Origin of the sequence: Microbispora sp. CL1-1, from assembly GCF_012034195.1 — a bacterium.
Taxonomy (GTDB): Bacteria; Actinomycetota; Actinomycetes; order Streptosporangiales; family Streptosporangiaceae; genus Microbispora.
Genome location: NZ_JAATEK010000010.1, coordinates 214,462 through 231,027 on the forward strand (window position 1 = coordinate 214,462; position 16,566 = coordinate 231,027).

Consider the following 16,566-nt stretch of genomic DNA (forward strand, 5'->3'; position numbering starts at 1 on the left):
TGGACCGATGTCTGAGCGTTATCTGGCCTACCCGCCGGGCCGGGGAAACGTCTGGATCCCGGCGCGCGGGAGCCGGTCGGCCGCCGCCGGTCTCTCGCTGCTGACGTTCTCGAAACCGTTGCCGCTCGCGCTGCAGTTCGCGCTCTTCGCCGCGGTCCGGGCGGCGGGTCCGCTGTTGTTGCCTGGCCGCCGCAGGCCATGGTCCCCACCCGTCGCCGAGGAGGCGTGGAAGGCGGTGGGCGAGCAGGCGGCGGACGTCGTCGGGCCCTGGGACAGCCTCGCCGGCTACGTGCGCCCGCAGGCGTCCCGGGCGGACGGCGCCGCGTTGCTGCTGCTCCGCGCCGGACGGCCGCTGGGGTTTCTCAAGATCCGGCAGTCACCGGCGGAGCTCGAACGGGAGGCCGTCGCCCTGGCGGCGCTCGCGGCCGAGGATCAGGTGCTGTTCCGCGTGCCCCGGGTGCTCGGCAGCGGTGCCGCGCAGGGGCTGCACTGGCTGCTGTTGTCGCCCATGGAACCGGTGCCCGCGCGCCCGGCACGAAACGTCGACATCGCGCGACTGACCGAGCGGATCAGTTCCGGTCTCGAGGGCGAGCTGCCCCGGCCGTCCCACACGCCGGGGCACTGGCGGCCGATGCACGGCGACCTGACTCCTTGGAACCTGCGGCGCACCCGTACTCCCACGCCGTGGCTGATCGACTGGGAGGACGCGGGATACGGCCCGCCGGAGGCCGACGAGGCCTACTTCCTGGCCACCCGTCAGGCCGTCTACGGGGGTCCGCCTCCCGGGCGAACCTACGGCGAGGCCGCTGTCTACTGGCACGACGTGGTGAGCCGCCGAACGACGGATGACCCCGATCTCGCTCAGCGGCTCCTGCGGATCCTGCGGGAGCTGGCCGGTTAGAGCTCCCCGTGGTTCACGGTTCAGGGAGCCGCCCAGTCCGGGAACGAGCGGCCGACCAGTTTCTCCAGCGCGGCGTTGTGCGGGGCGAAATGCTCGATCAGGCGGCGCTTGGTCGACGCGGAGATTTCCGCTTTGGGGGCGGAGTTCCATACTTTCCCGGCCCGCGCCAGCGGGGCGGGCGGCAGGCCGAGAAACGCGGCCGCCTCGTCACAGACGCGCTGGGGGTCCCGGTAGAACTCTTCGCTGCTGGTCACGTGGAACCTGTCCGCGGGGAAGTGGTCGAACCATCGCCGCAGCGCCTTCTCGTATTCGCTCTGAGCCACGTAGGACTGCTGCTCGTGGGCGTAGCTCCGATAACCCGGATCCTTGAGGAGGCGCTCCTCCTCGCCCGCGGTCCGCTCCGCTTCCGCGTCCAGCGCCTCTTCGAACGACAAATGCTCGGCGCCGTTGCGCACTCGCTCCCGATAGTGCGAGAACGTGCGCTCGACCGGGTCACGCAGGATCAGAAGGATGCGGGCATCCGGCACGTCCCGGCCCGCGCGCTGGGCCGCCAGCGGGTGATAAAGGTAGTACGGCGAAGCCTCGCCCGTCAGCACCGGCATCCCGCTCCGCCGCGCGGCGCGCCCGCGGGCCGCCTGGCTGGGCAGGTGCGACCGGTACCACCGCATGCCGCGTTCGTAGTTGCTGTCGAAAAAGTGCACCCCTTTTGTATGGTTCGCCTTGGGGAGCAGGTCGGCGCTGGGAAAAAGGGGGATGATCCCCGGGTGCTCCAGGAGCGCGTAGTAGAGTGACGTGGACCCTCCTCGCTTGGCGCCGATGAGAAGGAAGTCGGGGTCTTTCCTCGCCCGCGCCGTCGCCATTCCATACGCTCTGAACGCACTGCGTCCGATTCCGAGGACGGACTCCGGTAACAGGTCCCGCACGCTCATACTTTCGGTTCTCCTTGATGTGTGGCGGCCGCCTGCCTAGAATGTCGACCTATTCGGGTGCATACCTGGAGGTCGGCTCAGGGCGAGGAGAGTCTGCATGATTAGGGCTCGTCATCGCCATAAATACCATCATTGGTGGCCCGTCCTCATACCTATCGCACTCATCCTCGCAAGCGAGTACAAACTGCGCTCTCGCGCGGCCAGTGAGTCGATCGGCGGGGGTGTCGACGCGACGATCCTGCTGGAGGTCGGCGTCTACGGGGTGGTCGCCCTCTACCTCTACCGCCGGTTCGGCATCGGCGCCCCGCGACGGCGGCCCTCCTCCATCCGGCTGCTCACCTGGGGATGGACCGCCTACTCGGCGCTGAGCGTGCTCTGGACCCCGTTTCCCGCCTTCGCCGCGGTACGCGCCGTCCAGTTGCTCATCATCGCCGCGGTCTGCCAGGTCATGATCAGCTGGGCGGACCGAGAGGATCTGTGGCGGTTGGCCCACGCGTTCATCGTGCTCGTCGTGGTCTCCGTCGGTATCGGCGTCGCCATGCCCTTTCCGCGTACGCCGCTGACCGCGGACCGTTTCAACTGGCTCTACGTCCATCCCGTCACCGCGGGCATCTTCCTCGGCATCGCCATCCTGCTCATCGCCGGGTTCGTGCTGCCCGGGGGGCCGCCGCGAAGCTGGCCCCTGTCCGCCTACCTGGTCGCGGCCGCGATCCTGGTCGCCGCTCTCATCGGCACCGGCACCAGAGGAGCGGCCGGCGGCTGCCTGGCCGGGCTGGCGGTGATGTGCTGGCTGGCCCGCGGCACCCGCGGCCGGGTGATGTTCCTGATGATCGCGGTCCCCGCGGCCATCGTGGCCGGACTGGCCTTCACCGATCGGCTGGTCGGGTTCGCCACCCGTGGGGAGACCGTCGAGCAGCTGGAGACCCTCAACGCTCGCACCGACCTGTGGACGTTCGCCCTGCGGGCCTTCGAGACGGAGCCCTTCTTCGGGAACGGCCTGTCGTCGACCCGGGGGCTCTTCCTCGACGAGATGGGACTGGGGGGCGGCCACAACGCGTTCGTCAACGTCCTGGTCGAGGGCGGGGTGGTCGGCCTGGTCCTCTTCTGCATGCTGGCCCTGGCGCTGATGGTTCGCCTCGTGACGCTGACCCGGCTGCGGCACATCCGTACGGAGGCCGCCATGCTGCTCGGGCTGATGGTGTTCTTCGCCGTGGACGGCATCACCACGGAGACCGTGGCGGCCCCGGCCAACGTCGACTCGGTGTGGCTCTTCGTCGTCATCGCATGGACGATCATTCTGGCGCGTCAACCGGCGGCGGACGAGACGCGTTCCGTGGCCGGCGGCGCGACGAACGCTCCCGAACCGCCGCCAGACGCGGCGTCGCCCGAGGTGGTCAGATGAGAACTCCGTACCTCAAGAGGAAGGCCGGTGCCGCCGGTCTGGCGATGCTGGCGTTCGTCGGCACCGCCGTCGTGGTCTGGAACCACAAGACGGCCGACGCGGCGGTCACCGACTGGCGTACGGCCGGGCCGCTCACCATCGGAACCACGAACTACACCGTGCCCCCGGGGGCGTACTTCGTGGCGCCGTGGGGCGACGACGCCGCCGCGGGGTCCGAGGCCACACCGTGGCGCACGGTGGGCAGGGCGGTGCGGATGGCCCCCGCCGGAGCGGTCATCGTGCTCCGCGGCGGCGTGTACCACGAGTCCGTCGAGGTGTACGGCAAGCGGCTGACGCTGCAGGCGTACCCGCACGAGGCGGTGTGGTTCGACGGCTCCGAGCCGGTGTACGGCTGGGTGCGCGACGGGTCCGTCTGGCGCAGGGACGGCTGGACCGTCCGTTTCGACAACACCGATCCGACGGCGGGGGGCGGCCCGGCCTGGCACATGGTCGGTCCGGAGAACCCGGTGGCCAACTGGCCCGACCAGGTGTTCGTCGACGGTCAGCAGCAGAGGCAGGTGGCCGACCGGGACAAGGTCACCCCCGGCACCTTCGCCGTCGACTACGACACCGGCAGGCTCTATCTCGGGTCCGATCCGACCGGGCACGAGGTGCGCGCCAGCACTCTCGCGGAGGCGCTCTACCTCAACCTGGCCCACGGCTCCTCCGTTCTCGGCATCGGGTTCCGCCGCTACGCCACGCCGCTGAAGCGGATGGGCGCGGTGAAGGGATACGGGAACGACATGACGTTCGAGAACGACGTCTTCGCCGACACCGCGGTCGCCGGGCTCAGCATCCTGGGCGACCGGATCGTCGTGCGGCACAACGCGATGCTGCGCAACGGGCAGCTCGGGCTGCACGCGCACCGCACGAACGGGGCCGTCGTGACCGGCAACCTGATGGAGGGCAACAACTGGGAGCGCTTCGAGCAGGCTCCCGTCTCCGGCGGCATGAAGATGACCAAGTCGACGGGGCTCCAGCTCACGGGCAACCGCGCCCAGCGCAACCACGGGCCGGGCCTGTGGCTCGACGAGTCCGTGTCCGATGCCGTGATCGCCCGCAACCTCGCCTGGTTGAACGCCGGGCACGGCATCGACTTCGAGATCTCGGCGCGTGCGCTCATCGTGGGAAACCTCGTGGCCGACAACGGCAAGAACGGGCTGTACGTCAACGAGTCGAGCGACGTCCGGCTGTGGAACAACACGGCGCTGCGCAACGGCGAGTCGCAGATCAACATCGTCGACGGCGCGCGGGAGCAGGCCGACCCGAAGATGCCGTGGAACGTCTCCGGGGTCGAGGTGCGCAACAACCTGCTCCAGGGAGGCGGCAGCGGGCCGCAGATCTCGGTGCAGGACCTCACCGGCAGGCGTACGGCCGAGCAGATGGCCACGCTGGACTACAACGCCTATATCCGCAGAAGCGACGACCACGGGGCGCTCGTCAAGTGGGCGGATCGCTCACGGGGCGGCGGGACTTACATGAAGCTGAACGGAATTCAGGAACAGGCGCAAATAGAACGTCACGGTCGTGAGGTTCCGGCGGAAAACGCCCAATCCGGTCTTCCTGCCGGCGCCCCGCTCCCGTCTGATGTCGCAGGCTGGCTGGGCGCCCAGTCGGGCGCGCGCGACGTTCCCGGAGCCCCGTCCTAGGGCTCCTCGCGCGGTACTAGACCCAATCGTGATCGCATTGGAACCAATAAGGTAATGATCTGGCGGGTGTAATTAGACCGTTCCATTACGATCTATTTCGTAACGCAGCCCATAAGGGCGCACGGGACGAAGTAGGTATAAGTGCGCACCAAATTACCCCTGTTAAAGCGCTCTGCGCTCGCACTCCTCATCGTCGCCGGATTCGGCCTCGCCCAGAGCGGGGTCGCCGCGGCCGATATCGACCCCGAACCCGGCGTACCCGAGACCGTGACGGCCGACGCGCTGCCCACGTGGCAGATCAACGGCGTCGTGTGGAAGCAGGCCACGGTCGGCAACACGGTCTACGCCGTAGGCAGCTTCTCGAAGGCCCGGCCGCCCGGCACGAGTCCCGGCGACCCGCAAGAGGTCAACCGCGCCAACATCCTCGCCTACGACATCACGACCGGGAACCTGCTGCCGTTCACCCACACCCTGAACGCGCAGGCCCGCTCGATCGCGGCCTCCCCGGACGGCTCGCGCATCTACGTCGGCGGCGACTTCACCACGGTGGACGGGGCGACCCGCAACCACATCGTCGCCTTCAACACCGCCACGGGAGCGGTCGACACGGCCTTCAACGCGTCGGTCTCCAACACCGTGTGGGCGATCACGGTCTCGAACAGCACCGTCTACGCCGGCGGCAACTTCTTCAACGTCAACGGCTACTCGCGCAACCGCGCCGCGGCGCTGGCGCGGAGCAACGGCGCCCTGCAGTCGTGGGAGATCGATCCGGACGACGAGATCCGCGCCCTGCTGATGGCCCCGGACCAGAGCCGGGTGATCGTGGGCGGCAAGTTCCAGAACTTCAACGGGGAGGCGCGGGTCGGCATCACCGCCGTCGACCCGGTCACCGGCGCCTCGCTGCCGTGGAGCAGCCGGCCCACCCCCACACGCCTCGACAGCAACAGGTTCTCCTACGTCGACGACCTCGTGACGGACGGCACGCTGGTGTACGGCGCCAACGACGGCGAGGGCGGCCATTGGTTCGACGGACGCTGGGCGGCCGACCCCTACACTGGTGACCTCGTCTGGCTCGACAACTGCTACGGGGCCACCTACGGGGTCTTCGTGACCGGCCAGGTGCTCTACAGCGTCGGCCACGCGCACGACTGCAGCTCCCTCGGCGCGTTCCCCGAGACCAGCCCGACGACGTGGCACCGGGCGCTGGCCGAGACGACCTACCCCGTCGGCACCGACCACGCCCCACCGGGCTCGAACAGCAACTACAGCGGCCAGCCCGTGCCGGGCCTGCTCCACTGGTTCCCCTCGCTCAACGCCGGCAGCTACACGGGCATGTACCAGGGCGGCTGGTCGGTCACCGGCAACTCCCAGTACGTGGCCATCGGCGGCGAGTTCACCAACGTCAACGGCAACCCCCAGCAGGGCCTCACCCGGTTCGCGGTCAAGTCGATCGCGCCGAAGAAGGCCGCGCCGATCCCCGGCCCCGACCTCACCCCGACCGCGATCTCCTTCCAGTCGGGCACGGCCAGGGTGAGCTGGAAGGCGACCTGGGACCAGGACAACGAGAAGCTGACCTACGAAGTCCTGCGGGACGGGAACAGCACGCCGGTCGGCACCGTCACCGCCAAGTCGAACTTCTGGACGCTGCCCGCGCTCGGCTTCAAGGACACCGGCCTCGCCCCGGGCTCCACGCACACCTACCGCGTGCGGGTGAAGGACCCGCAGGGCAACTCGGTCGGCAGCGCCACCTCCGACCCCGTCACCATCGCGAGCACGGGATCGTCCAGCGACTACTCCGAGGCCGTGCTCGCGGACAGCCCGGCGAGCTTCTGGCGGCTCGGTGAGACCAGCGGCACCACCGCGTACGACTACGCGGCGTTCAACGACGTCACCGAGAACAGCGGTGTGACGCACGGCGCGACCGGTGGCGTCGGCGACTCCGACGCGGCCTCCCACTTCGACGGCACCTCGAGCGGGTTCGCCGTCACCCAGTCGCAGATCCCCGCGACTGCGAGCTTCACCGCCGAGGCGTGGGTGAAGACGACCACGAACAGGGGCGGCAAGATCGTCGGTTATGGCAGCGCGGCCACCGGCAACAGCGGCAGCTACGACCGGCACGTCTACATGGACAACGCGGGCCGGATCTTTTTCGGCGTCTACCCCGGCGCCGTCCGCACCGTGAACTCGGCCCCGGGCTTCAACGACGGCAAGTGGCACCACATCGCGGCCAGCCTCAGCGAGACCGCCGGCATGACCCTGTACGTCGACGGCCGCAGGGTCGCCCAGTCCGCCGCCACCACCAGCGCGCAGCAGTACAACGGATACTGGCGCATCGGCGGGGACAACCTCAGCGGATGGCCGAACCAGCCGACGAGCTCCTACCTCAACGGCGACATCGACGAGGTCGCGATCTACCCGTCGGCCCTGTCGCAGGACGAGGTCATCGACCACTACGTGGCCAGCGGCAGGACCAGCCCCATCCCGCCCGCCCCCTCGGACGCGTACGGCAAGGCCGTCTACGGTGACGGGCCCACGCTCTACTGGCGGCTGAACGAGGCGAGCGGCACGGTGGCCGCCGACTCGGGCAAGGGCGGCATCGCGGGCAACTACACCGCGAGCGGCGTCACCTACGGCCAGGCCGGCGCGATCATCGACACGTCGGACAAGGCGGTGGCGTTCGCCAACGGCGGGGTCGCCTCGGCGACGACCTTCGCCAACCCGACGAACTACTCCGAGGAACTGTGGTTCAAGACGACCACGACCAGCGGCGGCAAGCTGATCGGACTGGGCAGCTCCGCCACCGGGACCAGCTCCAACTACGACCGCCACGTCTACATGACGAACGACGGCAAGCTCGTCTTCGGCACCTACACCGGCACCCTCAATGTGATCACCACGACCTCCTCCTACAACGACGGCCAGTGGCACCACATGGTGGCGACCCAGGGCTCGGGCGGCATGAAGCTGTACGTCGACGGCGCCCTCGTCGGCACCAACCCGCAGACGGGCGCCGAGAGCTTCACCGGCTACTGGAGGGTCGGCGGCGACAGCCTCAACTCCTGGCCGACCCGGCCGACCAGCAACAACTTCAACGGCCGGATCGACGAGGTGGCCGTCTACGACGGCGTGCTCACCGACGCGCAGGTCGCCACGCACTGGCAGAAGGGCTCGGGCAACGGGCCGGCGAACCAGCCCCCGACCGCGTCGTTCACCGCGACCTGCACCGAGTTGGAGTGCTCCTTCGACGCCGGTGCGTCCAGCGACGCCGACGGTTCCGTCGCCTCGTACGCCTGGGTCTTCGGCGACGGCGCCACGGGCAGCGGGAAGACGGCGACCCACACCTACCCGGCGGCAGGCGACTACCCGGTCAAGCTGACCGTCACCGACGACGCGAACGCGACGGGGACGCACACCGACGTGGTCACGGCGCAGCCGCCGGCGAACCCGCCCGCGGGGCTGGCCGCGGACGCCTTCGGCCGTACGGTCTCCGGCGGGCTGGGCTCGGCCGACTCCGGCGGGGCGTACTCGCTCTCCGGGGCGGCCTCCTCCTTCGCGGTGGACGGCAGCGCGGCGAAGATCACGCTGCCCTCGACCAGCGCGAACCGGCGGGCGTACCTGAACGGCGTGTCCAGCACGACCTCGGACACCACGTTCTCCGTCACCACCGACAAGCCCGGGACGGGCAACGGCATCTACCTCTGGAGCATCGGCCGGAGCGTCAGCGGCCAGGGTGAGTACCTGACCCGGGTGCGGCTGCTCCCGCCGAGCACGGTCGCGCTGGCGCTCGGCCGCACCGACGCGGCCAACACCTCCACCCTGCTGACGTCCGAGCAGACCGTCTCCGGTCTCAGTTACAGCGCAGGAACCGTGCTCAAGATCCGGATGCAGGTGGTCGGTACGTCGCCCACGACCCTCCGGGCGAAGGTCTGGGCCGCCTCCGGCGACGAGCCGGCGGAGTGGCAGATGAGCGCGACGGACTCGACGGCGGGCCTTCAGGCGGCCGGCGGGGTCGGGTTCGGCTCGTTCCTCTCGGGGACCGCGACGAACGCACCGGTCCTGGTCACGGTGGACGACCTGGTCGCGACCAGCACGGCCGCCGCGCCGACCGCCGCGTTCACGCCCAGCTGCACCGGGCTGACCTGCGCGGTGGACGCCTCGGCGTCCACCGCAGGCTCGGCGCCCATCGCCACCTACACCTGGAGCTACGGCGACGGTGTGGTGGAGACCGGCCAGACCGCCTCGCACACCTACGCCCAGCCGGGCACCTACCGGATCACGCTGACCGTGACCGGAGCCGACAACCGCACGAACGTCACCACCCAGACGGTGACCGTCTCCTGAGATGAACCAAGGGAAGGCCCCGCCGGCGACGGCGGGGCCTTCCGCCTCCCTCCGCTTCCCTTCCGCCCGATCGACATCCAGCGAGGTGCCGCACGATGGAACCGATGCAGATCCCGGACGCCTACGTCTTCACTCCCACCGTCCACCAGGACGACCGCGGGGTGTTCCTGGAGTGGTTCCGGGCGGAGGACCTGGCCGGGGTGCTCGGCCATCGGTTCCACCTCGCGCAGGCCAACCTCTCGGTCTCCCACCGGGGGGTGCTGCGCGGCGTCCACTTCGCGGAGGTCCCGGTGGGTCAGGCCAAGTACGTCACCTGCATGGCCGGGGCCGTCCTCGACGTCGTCGTCGATCTGAGGGTCGGCTCGCCCGCCTTCGGGCGATGGGAGAACGTGCTGCTCGACGACGTGAGCCGCCGGGGGGTCTACCTCTCCGAAGGGCTGGGGCACGCCTTCATGGCGGTCAGCGAGCAGGCCACGGTCGCCTACATGTGCTCCCAGCCGTACGCTCCCGGGCGGGAGCACGGGGTGCACCCGCTCGACCCCGAGCTCGGCATCGCGTGGCCGGAGGGGCTTGAGCCTGTCCTGTCGCCGAAGGACGAGGCCGCGCCCACGCTCGCAGAGGCGCGGTCGCGGGGCCTGCTTCCCGGTTACGCCGACTGCCTCGCCTACTACGAGAAGCTCCGCACGGCGTAGTCCCGCCTATACGCCGTCGCCCCACGCTCCCGGTGGAGCGTGGGGCGACGGTCGCGGCCGGGTTCAGCCGATGGTCCAGGTGTCCCCGCCGTGGAGCAGGTCGGCGAGGCTGCCCGCGCCCTTGGCGGCCGTGGCCGTCTGGACCTGCTCGTTGAGGAGCTGGTCGTACGACGGCCGGTCGATGGAGCGGAAGACGCCGATCGGCACGTGCTCGAACGCCGGCTCGTCCAGCCGCGACAGCGCGAACGCCAGCGACGGGTCGGGGTTGTGCGCGTCGTGCACGAGGATCTCGCCGTCGGAGACCTCGGCGCGGCGCACGACCTCGACGCCGCCCGTGGGCGACAGCCGTACGGCGCGCTCGTTGTCGCCGGTGCCGAAGACGATGGGCTGCCCGTGTTCGAGCCGGATGGTGATCTCGTCGCGGGTGCCCGGGTCCTTCAGCGTGTCGAAGGCGCCGTCATTGAAGATGTTGCAGTTCTGGTAGATCTCCACCAGCGAGGCGCCGCGGTGCTCGGCGGCCTGGCGCAGCACGCCCTGCAGGTGCTTGCGGTCGCTGTCGATGGTCCGGGCGACGAACCCGGCCTCCGCGCCGAGCGCCAGCGAGATCGGGTTGAACGGCTTGTCCAGCGAGCCCATCGGCGTCGACTTGGTGATCTTGCCGATCTCGGAGGTCGGGGAGTACTGCCCCTTGGTCAGGCCGTAGATCCTGTTGTTGAACAGCAGGATGTTCAGGTTGACGTTGCGGCGCAGCGCGTGGATCAGGTGGTTGCCGCCGATCGACAGCGCGTCGCCGTCACCCGTGATCACCCACACCGACAGGTCGGGCCGTGAGGTGGCCAGGCCCGTCGCGATGGCCGGCGCCCGCCCGTGGATCGAGTGGAAGCCGTAGGTGTTCAGGTAGTACGGGAACCGCGAGGAGCAGCCGATGCCGGAGACGAAGACGATGTTCTCGCGCTTGAGTCCCAGCTCGGGCAGGAAGCTCTGCACCGCCGCCAGGATCGCGTAGTCACCGCAGCCCGGGCACCAGCGCACCTCCTGGTCGGACTTGAAGTCCTTCAGCGTCTGCTTGGCGTCCGTACGCGGGATCAGGGCCAGGCCCTTCCCGTTCAGGGTCTCAGTCACTTTCGATCACGTCCTGGATGACGGCGGCGAGTTCGGCGGCCTTGAAGGGGAGCCCGCGCACCCGGTTGTAGCTGATCACGTCGACCAGATAACGGGCCCGCAGCAGCATGGCGAGCTGACCGAGGTTGATCTCCGGCAGCAGCACCTTGTCGTAGGAGCGCAGCACCTCGCCGGTGTTGGCGGGCAGCGGGTTGAGGTGCCGCAGGTGCGCCTGGGCCACCTTGTGCCCCGCCGCGCGCACCCGGCGGGCCGCCGCCGCGATCGGCCCGTACGTCGAGCCCCAGCCGAGCACGAGCACCCGGGCGTCGCCGTCGGGGTCGTCGACCGTCAGGTCGGGCACGTCGATGCCGTCGATCTTGGCCTGACGCAGCCGCACCATCTTGTCGTGGTTGTTCGGATCGTAGGAGATGTTGCCGGTGCCGTCGGCCTTCTCGATGCCGCCGATCCGGTGCTCCAGCCCCGCCGTGCCGGGCACCGCCCACGGGCGGGCCAGCGTCTCGGGGTCACGCCGATAAGGCAGGTAGGTCGTGCCGTCGTCGCCGTTCGGCTCGGTGGTGAACCGCACCGAGATGTCCGGCAGCTCGTCGAGGTCCGGGATGCGCCAGGGCTCCGAGCCGTTGGCCAGGTAGCCGTCCGACAGCAGCATGACCGGCGTGCGGTACTTCAGCGCGATCCGCGCCGCCTCGATCGCCATCGTGAAGCAGTCCGACGGGGTGGCCGCCGCCAGCACCGGCACCGGCGACTCGCCGTTGCGGCCGTACATCGCCATCAGCAGGTCGGTCTGCTCGGTCTTGGTCGGCATGCCCGTCGAGGGCCCGGCCCGCTGCACGTCCACGATGATCAGCGGCAGCTCGGTGGTCACCGCGAGGCCCACGGTCTCGGCCTTGAGCGCGATGCCCGGGCCGGAGGTCGTGGTCACGCCGAGCGACCCGCCGAAGGCCGCGCCGAGGGCGGCGCCCACGCCGGCGATCTCGTCCTCGGCCTGGAACGTGCGGATCCCGAACCGCTTGTGCTTGGACAGCTCGTGCAGGATGTCGGACGCCGGGGTGATCGGGTAGGACCCGAGGAACAGCGGCAGCTTCGACTGCACCGACGCCGCGATCAGCCCGTACGCCAGGGCCTGGTTGCCGGAGATGTTCCGGTAGGTGCCAGGGCGGAGCGTGGCCGGCTTGATCTCGTACGACACCGAGAAGGACTCGGTGGTCTCGCCGTAGTTCCAGCCCGCCTGGAAGGCCGCGATGTTCGCCTTGGCGATCTCCGGCTTCTTGGCGAACTTGGCCTCCAGGAACTGGATCGTCCCCTCGGTCGGCCGGTGGTAGAGCCACGACAGCAGACCGAGCGCGAACATGTTCTTGGCCCGCTCGGCGTCCTTCTTGGAGATGTCGAAGCCCTCGAGCGCCTTGACCGTCAGCGAGGTCAGCGGCACCGCGTGCAGGCGCCACTCGGCCAGCGAGTCGTCTTCGAGCGGGTTGCCGTCGTAGCCCACCTTGGACAGGTTGCGCTTGGTGAACTCGTCGGTGTTCGCGATGATGTCGGCGCCCTTGGGGAGATCCCCGAGGTTCGCCTTCAACGCGGCGGGGTTCATGGCGACGAGCACGTTGGGCGCGTCGCCGGGGGTCAGGATGTCGTGGTCGGCGAAGTGCAACTGGAAGCTCGACACCCCGGGGAGGGTGCCGGCGGGAGCGCGGATCTCCGCCGGGAAGTTGGGGAGCGTCGACAGGTCGTTGCCGAACTGGGCCGTCTCCGCCGTGAACCGATCACCGGTGAGCTGCATTCCGTCGCCGGAGTCACCCGCGAACCGGATGATCACGCGGTCGAGTTGCTGAACCTGCTTGGTCACAGCTCCTCAGTCCTCCTTGACGCGCCCAGGGCTGCCTGCTGGTGGCACGTTGTCATGTCCATGCTAGATCCATCGGGGTCACGCTGGTTTTTCGCAGATGCGCACTCTTGGTGCGTCTGCCGGGACTTTCCGCACCTGTGGCGCGTTCCCGTGGTGCCTCGGCCGCCGGGGGCGGCGCACCGTCAGCTTCGCGAACCATCCGGACGACACAGGCCCGACGCGAGCCGGCACAGGTCCAGGTGCAGACGGGCGACGAGCTTGATTCGGGTCACGATCCTCAACTATATGCGGGGCACTCGGATGTGACCGTCAGGTGTTCAGCCCTTGAGACCGTGCCGGGGTTATCCTCGAGACCGGGAGGCGGTATGAGTGGATACTTCGGCTCCTATGTCGTGGTCGTCGTCCTCTTCCTCGTCGGCGTAGCGATCTTCGCGGGCGGTTTGTTCGTGAACCGCATGTTACGTCCCAGCCGGCCGACCCCCGAGAAGCTCACGACGTACGAGTGCGGGGTCGATCCCGTGGGCGAGGGCTGGGCGCAGTCGCAGATCCGCTACTACGTCTTCACGTACCTCTACGTGGTCTTCGCCGTCGACGCCGTGTTCCTCTTCCCCTGGGCGACCGTCTTCGCCGCCCCCGGATACGGCATGACGACCCTGGTGGAGATGTTCGTCTTCCTCGCGTTCATCGCGCTCGGCATCCTTTACGCCTGGCGCAAGAGGGTGCTGGCCTGGACGTGACCCGACCGGCCCGGGGGAGGACAATGGACGGCATGGCGGTGACCGCATGCCCGTGAACGATCTCCCGATGCCCACGGTGGGGCCGGCGTCCAGGCTGGCGCCCAAACCGATGAAGTTCGTGCTGAACTGGGGCCGGCGCTACTCGTTGTGGGTCTTCAACTTCGGGCTGGCCTGCTGCGCCATCGAGTTCATCGCCACGTCGATGAGCAGGCACGACTTCATCCGCTTCGGGGTGATCCCGTTCGCCAACGGCCCCCGGCAGGCCGACCTCATGATCGTGTCGGGCACGGTGACGGACAAGATGGCCCCCGCCGTACGCCGGCTGTACGAGCAGATGCCCGACCCCAAGTACGTCATCTCGTTCGGCGCCTGCTCCAACTCGGGCGGGCCCTACTGGGACTCGTACTGCGTCACCAAGGGCGTGGACCAGATCATCCCCGTGGACGTGTACGTCCCCGGGTGCCCGCCCCGCCCCGAGGCGCTGCTCCACGGGATCATGAAGCTCCAGGAGAAGATCGCGGGCGAGACGCTCGAAGACCGCTACCCGCCGGAGGCGGACGCATGAGCGCCGGCGCCGTTCGCGAGCGGTACGGCTCGCGCGTCACCGACTCCTTCGGCCAGGACGTGCTCGACGTGGACCCCGGCGAGTGGACCGACGCGCTGGCGTTCGCGCGCTCGGCCGGGTTCGAGTTCTTCGACTGGCTGACCGCCGTGGACGAGCCGCCCGAGGCGTTCGCCGTCGTGGCCCACGTGTTCGACCCGGTCGCGTTCGCCCACCTGCTCGTACGCACCCGGGTGCCGCGCGCGGACCCCCGCCTGCCGACCGCCACCGGCGTCTTCCGCGGGGCGAACTGGCACGAACGCGAGACGTACGAGATGTTCGGCGTCGTCTTCGACGGCCACCCGGACCTGCGTCCGCTGCTGCTGCCGGACGGCTTCGAGGGCCACCCGCTGCGCAAGGACTTCGTGCTGGCCGCCCGGGTCGCCAAGGCATGGCCCGGGGCCAAGGAGCCGGGGGAGTCCGACCACGGCTCGCCGAGCCGCCGCAGGATGCTGCCGCCGGGGGTGCCACCCGACTGGGCCTCCGGGTGAGAGGGGCGTCATGGCCGAGGTGCTCGACATAGCGGTCCGGCTGGTCGTCGTGGTTGCGGCGTTCCTGCTGCTGCCGCTGATCGTCGGGCAGATGGAGCACAAGGCCATGGCCCACATGCAGTCCCGCCTCGGGCCGATGTACGCCGGTGGTTTCCACGGGTGGGCGCAGCTCCTCGCGGACGGCGTGAAGTTCGCCCAGAAGGAGGACGTCATCCCGGCCGCCGCCGACCGGCGGGTCTTCGCGATCGCCCCCGCGGTGGCGCTCGTGCCGTACCTCGTCGTGATGGTCGTGATCCCGGTCGGCCCCGGGCTCGCGGCCGTGGACCTCGACGCCGGGCTGTTCTTCGTGCTGGCGGTCATGGGCGTCGGCGTGCTCGGTGCGATCATGGCCGGGTGGGCCTCGGCCAACAAATATAGCGTGCTCGGCGGCATCCGGGCCGCCGCCCAGCTCATGTCGTACGAGCTGCCGCTGGTGCTCGCCGCCTCCAGCGTGGCGATGGCCGCGGGCACCCTGTCTCTCCAGGGCATCGCCGAGCAGTGGCGCTGGTGGTGGCTGCCCTGGCAGGCGATCGGGGCCTTCGTGTTCTTCGTCGCCGGCCTGGCCGAGCTGCGCCGGCCGCCGTTCGACATGCCGATCGCGGAATCCGAGATCATCATGGGCCCGATGACCGAATATGCCGGGTTCCGCTTCGCCCTGTTCATGCTGGCCGAGTACGCCGGGATCGTGGTGCTCTCCGCGCTGACGACCGTGCTGTTCCTCGGCGGCTGGCAGGGCCCTCTCCTGCCCGGCCCGGTGTGGACGTTGGTGAAGGTCTTCGCCCTGGCCTTCGTCGTCATCTGGGTGCGTGTCAGCTATCCCCGGATGCGCGAGGACCAGCTGCAGAAGTTCGCCTGGACCGTCCTGGTGCCCCTCGCTCTCCTCCAGCTCGCCCTCACCGGAGTCGTACGGGTCCTCACCGCCTGAGCTGCGTGCTCACAACGGACACCTCCACCCCGGCCACCCCGCCGTCGCCTCGTCCTCCCACGCCTGCAACGTCTTGCCCGCATAAATGGTGTCTCCGTGATCGCTCCGCCATGTCACGAGTTCGGCGCCGGGCCGCACCTTCTTGTCCCTCAGCCACGGCTGGTGTGAGAGGTGTGCGGGCGGGACTTCGCCGTGATCGACAAGACATTGCACCACCGCCACGAGCGCCGCGTCGCGTCTCGTCACTTCGTCATAAGCGGGAGGAGACCGTCTTTCTTCGGTGCATCCGGCGAGCAGGACGAGGAGGCACATCGTGATCACCGCAAGATTCTTCGCTTTCACTGCTGCATCCTCATGGCGGTCTGCGCCTCCGTTATCCAGTCTGTGAGCGACCTTCCCGCGTACCGAGTGTCGGCGTGCAGACTGATCCAGTCGACCAGGGCTGCATTGGGGATGACTCGCCCGTTGCTGACCCAGCTCGCATTCGGCCGCGGATGCACTGCCCCTGCGTCGACAAGTCCCTGCACTACGGGTACCTCCACCTGGAAGACCTGATGGCGGGATGCATCCATATTGGCTTTGAGGGCTTTCAGCGCATGTCCTGTGTCGAATGCTTCGTTGAGTGCAGGCGTACCAAGAGCGGTGAAGATCTGCGCCATCGTTCCTGGGCCGAAAGGGTTGGAGAAGCTGAGGGCACCGAATCCTCCGCTTGCGGTCGCGAGTAGCATCTGGTTCTTGGCGGCCTCCTCATCCACGCGTAGCTCGCCCTCGAAGTGATGAGTGTTCTCCACCCGCTGGATCAACCCGAAGAGGCCGCCCATTTCCCTGAGGTAGTTCCGGTCGGAAGGGTCGTGGATG

At 69.1% G+C, this 16,566-nt stretch carries 14 protein-coding genes; 9 read left to right on the forward strand and 5 right to left on the reverse strand.

Features of this window, described 5'->3' with window-relative positions; all coding sequences use genetic code 11:
- Positions 1–7 precede the first annotated feature (7 nt).
- Complete coding sequence (locus HCK04_RS15615; protein ID WP_142648047.1) at positions 8–901, forward strand: phosphotransferase; 894 nt, start codon at positions 8–10, stop codon at positions 899–901.
- 20 nt (positions 902–921) lie between these two features.
- Here HCK04_RS15615 and HCK04_RS15620 read toward each other — a convergent pair whose 3' ends face one another.
- Positions 922–1,830 (reverse strand): sulfotransferase, encoded by a 909-nt coding sequence (locus HCK04_RS15620; RefSeq protein WP_142648048.1) that lies wholly within the window; start codon positions 1,828–1,830, stop codon positions 922–924.
- 97 nt (positions 1,831–1,927) lie between these two features.
- Here HCK04_RS15620 and HCK04_RS15625 point away from each other — a divergent pair, with 97 nt between their 5' ends.
- The 4 genes from HCK04_RS15625 (at position 1,928) to rfbC (ending at position 9,953) form a co-directional block, all read left to right on the forward strand.
- Complete coding sequence (locus HCK04_RS15625) at positions 1,928–3,232, forward strand: O-antigen ligase family protein (protein WP_142648049.1); 1,305 nt, start codon at positions 1,928–1,930, stop codon at positions 3,230–3,232.
- Positions 3,229–4,920, forward strand: coding sequence for a right-handed parallel beta-helix repeat-containing protein (locus HCK04_RS15630; RefSeq protein ID WP_168065962.1), 1,692 nt, complete (start codon positions 3,229–3,231; stop codon positions 4,918–4,920). The genes HCK04_RS15625 and HCK04_RS15630 overlap by 4 nt, the downstream gene beginning before the upstream one ends.
- 141 nt (positions 4,921–5,061) lie before the next feature.
- A complete protein-coding gene (locus tag HCK04_RS42400) occupies positions 5,062–9,261 on the forward strand; it encodes a LamG-like jellyroll fold domain-containing protein (protein WP_168065964.1) in 4,200 nt (1,399 codons plus the stop codon).
- Between the two features lie 95 nt (positions 9,262–9,356).
- Entirely contained in the window at positions 9,357–9,953 is a 597-nt protein-coding gene (rfbC, locus tag HCK04_RS15640) for a dTDP-4-dehydrorhamnose 3,5-epimerase (protein ID WP_142648051.1), read from the forward strand.
- A 63-nt stretch (positions 9,954–10,016) separates the two neighbouring features.
- Here the strand turns inward: rfbC and HCK04_RS15645 are convergent, their stop codons facing one another.
- Both HCK04_RS15645 and HCK04_RS15650 read right to left on the reverse strand, forming a co-directional pair.
- A complete protein-coding gene (locus tag HCK04_RS15645) occupies positions 10,017–11,075 on the reverse strand; it encodes a 2-oxoacid:ferredoxin oxidoreductase subunit beta (RefSeq protein WP_142648052.1) in 1,059 nt (352 codons plus the stop codon).
- Positions 11,068–12,915: a 2-oxoacid:acceptor oxidoreductase subunit alpha gene (locus HCK04_RS15650; RefSeq protein ID WP_142648053.1), complete on the reverse strand. Its 1,848-nt coding sequence runs from the start codon at positions 12,913–12,915 to the stop codon at positions 11,068–11,070. The genes HCK04_RS15645 and HCK04_RS15650 overlap by 8 nt, the downstream gene beginning before the upstream one ends.
- Positions 12,916–13,280: 365 nt before the next feature.
- Here HCK04_RS15650 and HCK04_RS15655 point away from each other — a divergent pair, with 365 nt between their 5' ends.
- From HCK04_RS15655 to nuoH, 4 genes are all read left to right on the forward strand, one after another.
- A complete protein-coding gene (locus HCK04_RS15655; protein ID WP_142648054.1) occupies positions 13,281–13,652 on the forward strand; it encodes an NADH-quinone oxidoreductase subunit A in 372 nt (123 codons plus the stop codon).
- A 109-nt stretch (positions 13,653–13,761) separates the two neighbouring features.
- The gene (locus HCK04_RS15660) at positions 13,762–14,217 is read left to right on the forward strand and encodes an NADH-quinone oxidoreductase subunit B (protein ID WP_240971466.1); all 456 of its coding nucleotides are present in this window, start codon (positions 13,762–13,764) and stop codon (positions 14,215–14,217) included.
- A complete protein-coding gene (locus HCK04_RS15665) occupies positions 14,214–14,744 on the forward strand; it encodes an NADH-quinone oxidoreductase subunit C (RefSeq protein ID WP_142648056.1) in 531 nt (176 codons plus the stop codon). Before HCK04_RS15660 ends, HCK04_RS15665 begins: the two co-directional genes overlap by 4 nt.
- 10 nt (positions 14,745–14,754) lie before the next feature.
- Complete coding sequence (nuoH, locus tag HCK04_RS15670) at positions 14,755–15,708, forward strand: NADH-quinone oxidoreductase subunit NuoH (RefSeq protein ID WP_142648057.1); 954 nt, start codon at positions 14,755–14,757, stop codon at positions 15,706–15,708.
- Positions 15,709–15,717: 9 nt separating this feature from the next.
- On the opposite strand, the gene HCK04_RS15675 is transcribed toward nuoH, so the two are convergent.
- Positions 15,718–16,050 (reverse strand): hypothetical protein, encoded by a 333-nt coding sequence (locus HCK04_RS15675; RefSeq protein WP_142648058.1) that lies wholly within the window; start codon positions 16,048–16,050, stop codon positions 15,718–15,720.
- A partial coding sequence (locus HCK04_RS15680; RefSeq protein WP_205830257.1) for a hypothetical protein occupies positions 16,047–16,566 on the reverse strand: 520 nt, incomplete at its 5' end. The genes HCK04_RS15680 and HCK04_RS15675, both read right to left, overlap by 4 nt.

What these genes read in the sequence shown, in the direction of transcription:
- HCK04_RS15615 (WP_142648047.1), top strand. Translation starts at nt 8, where the DNA reads ATGTCTGAGCGTTATCTGGCCTACCCGCCGGGCCGGGGAAACGTCTGG.
- HCK04_RS15620 (WP_142648048.1), bottom strand. Translation starts at nt 1,830, where the DNA reads ATGAGCGTGCGGGACCTGTTACCGGAGTCCGTCCTCGGAATCGGACGC.
- HCK04_RS15625 (WP_142648049.1), top strand. Translation starts at nt 1,928, where the DNA reads ATGATTAGGGCTCGTCATCGCCATAAATACCATCATTGGTGGCCCGTC.
- HCK04_RS15630 (WP_168065962.1), top strand. Translation starts at nt 3,229, where the DNA reads ATGAGAACTCCGTACCTCAAGAGGAAGGCCGGTGCCGCCGGTCTGGCG.
- rfbC (WP_142648051.1), top strand. Translation starts at nt 9,357, where the DNA reads ATGGAACCGATGCAGATCCCGGACGCCTACGTCTTCACTCCCACCGTC.
- HCK04_RS15655 (WP_142648054.1), top strand. Translation starts at nt 13,281, where the DNA reads ATGAGTGGATACTTCGGCTCCTATGTCGTGGTCGTCGTCCTCTTCCTC.
- HCK04_RS15660 (WP_240971466.1), top strand. Translation starts at nt 13,762, where the DNA reads ATGAAGTTCGTGCTGAACTGGGGCCGGCGCTACTCGTTGTGGGTCTTC.
- HCK04_RS15665 (WP_142648056.1), top strand. Translation starts at nt 14,214, where the DNA reads ATGAGCGCCGGCGCCGTTCGCGAGCGGTACGGCTCGCGCGTCACCGAC.
- nuoH (WP_142648057.1), top strand. Translation starts at nt 14,755, where the DNA reads ATGGCCGAGGTGCTCGACATAGCGGTCCGGCTGGTCGTCGTGGTTGCG.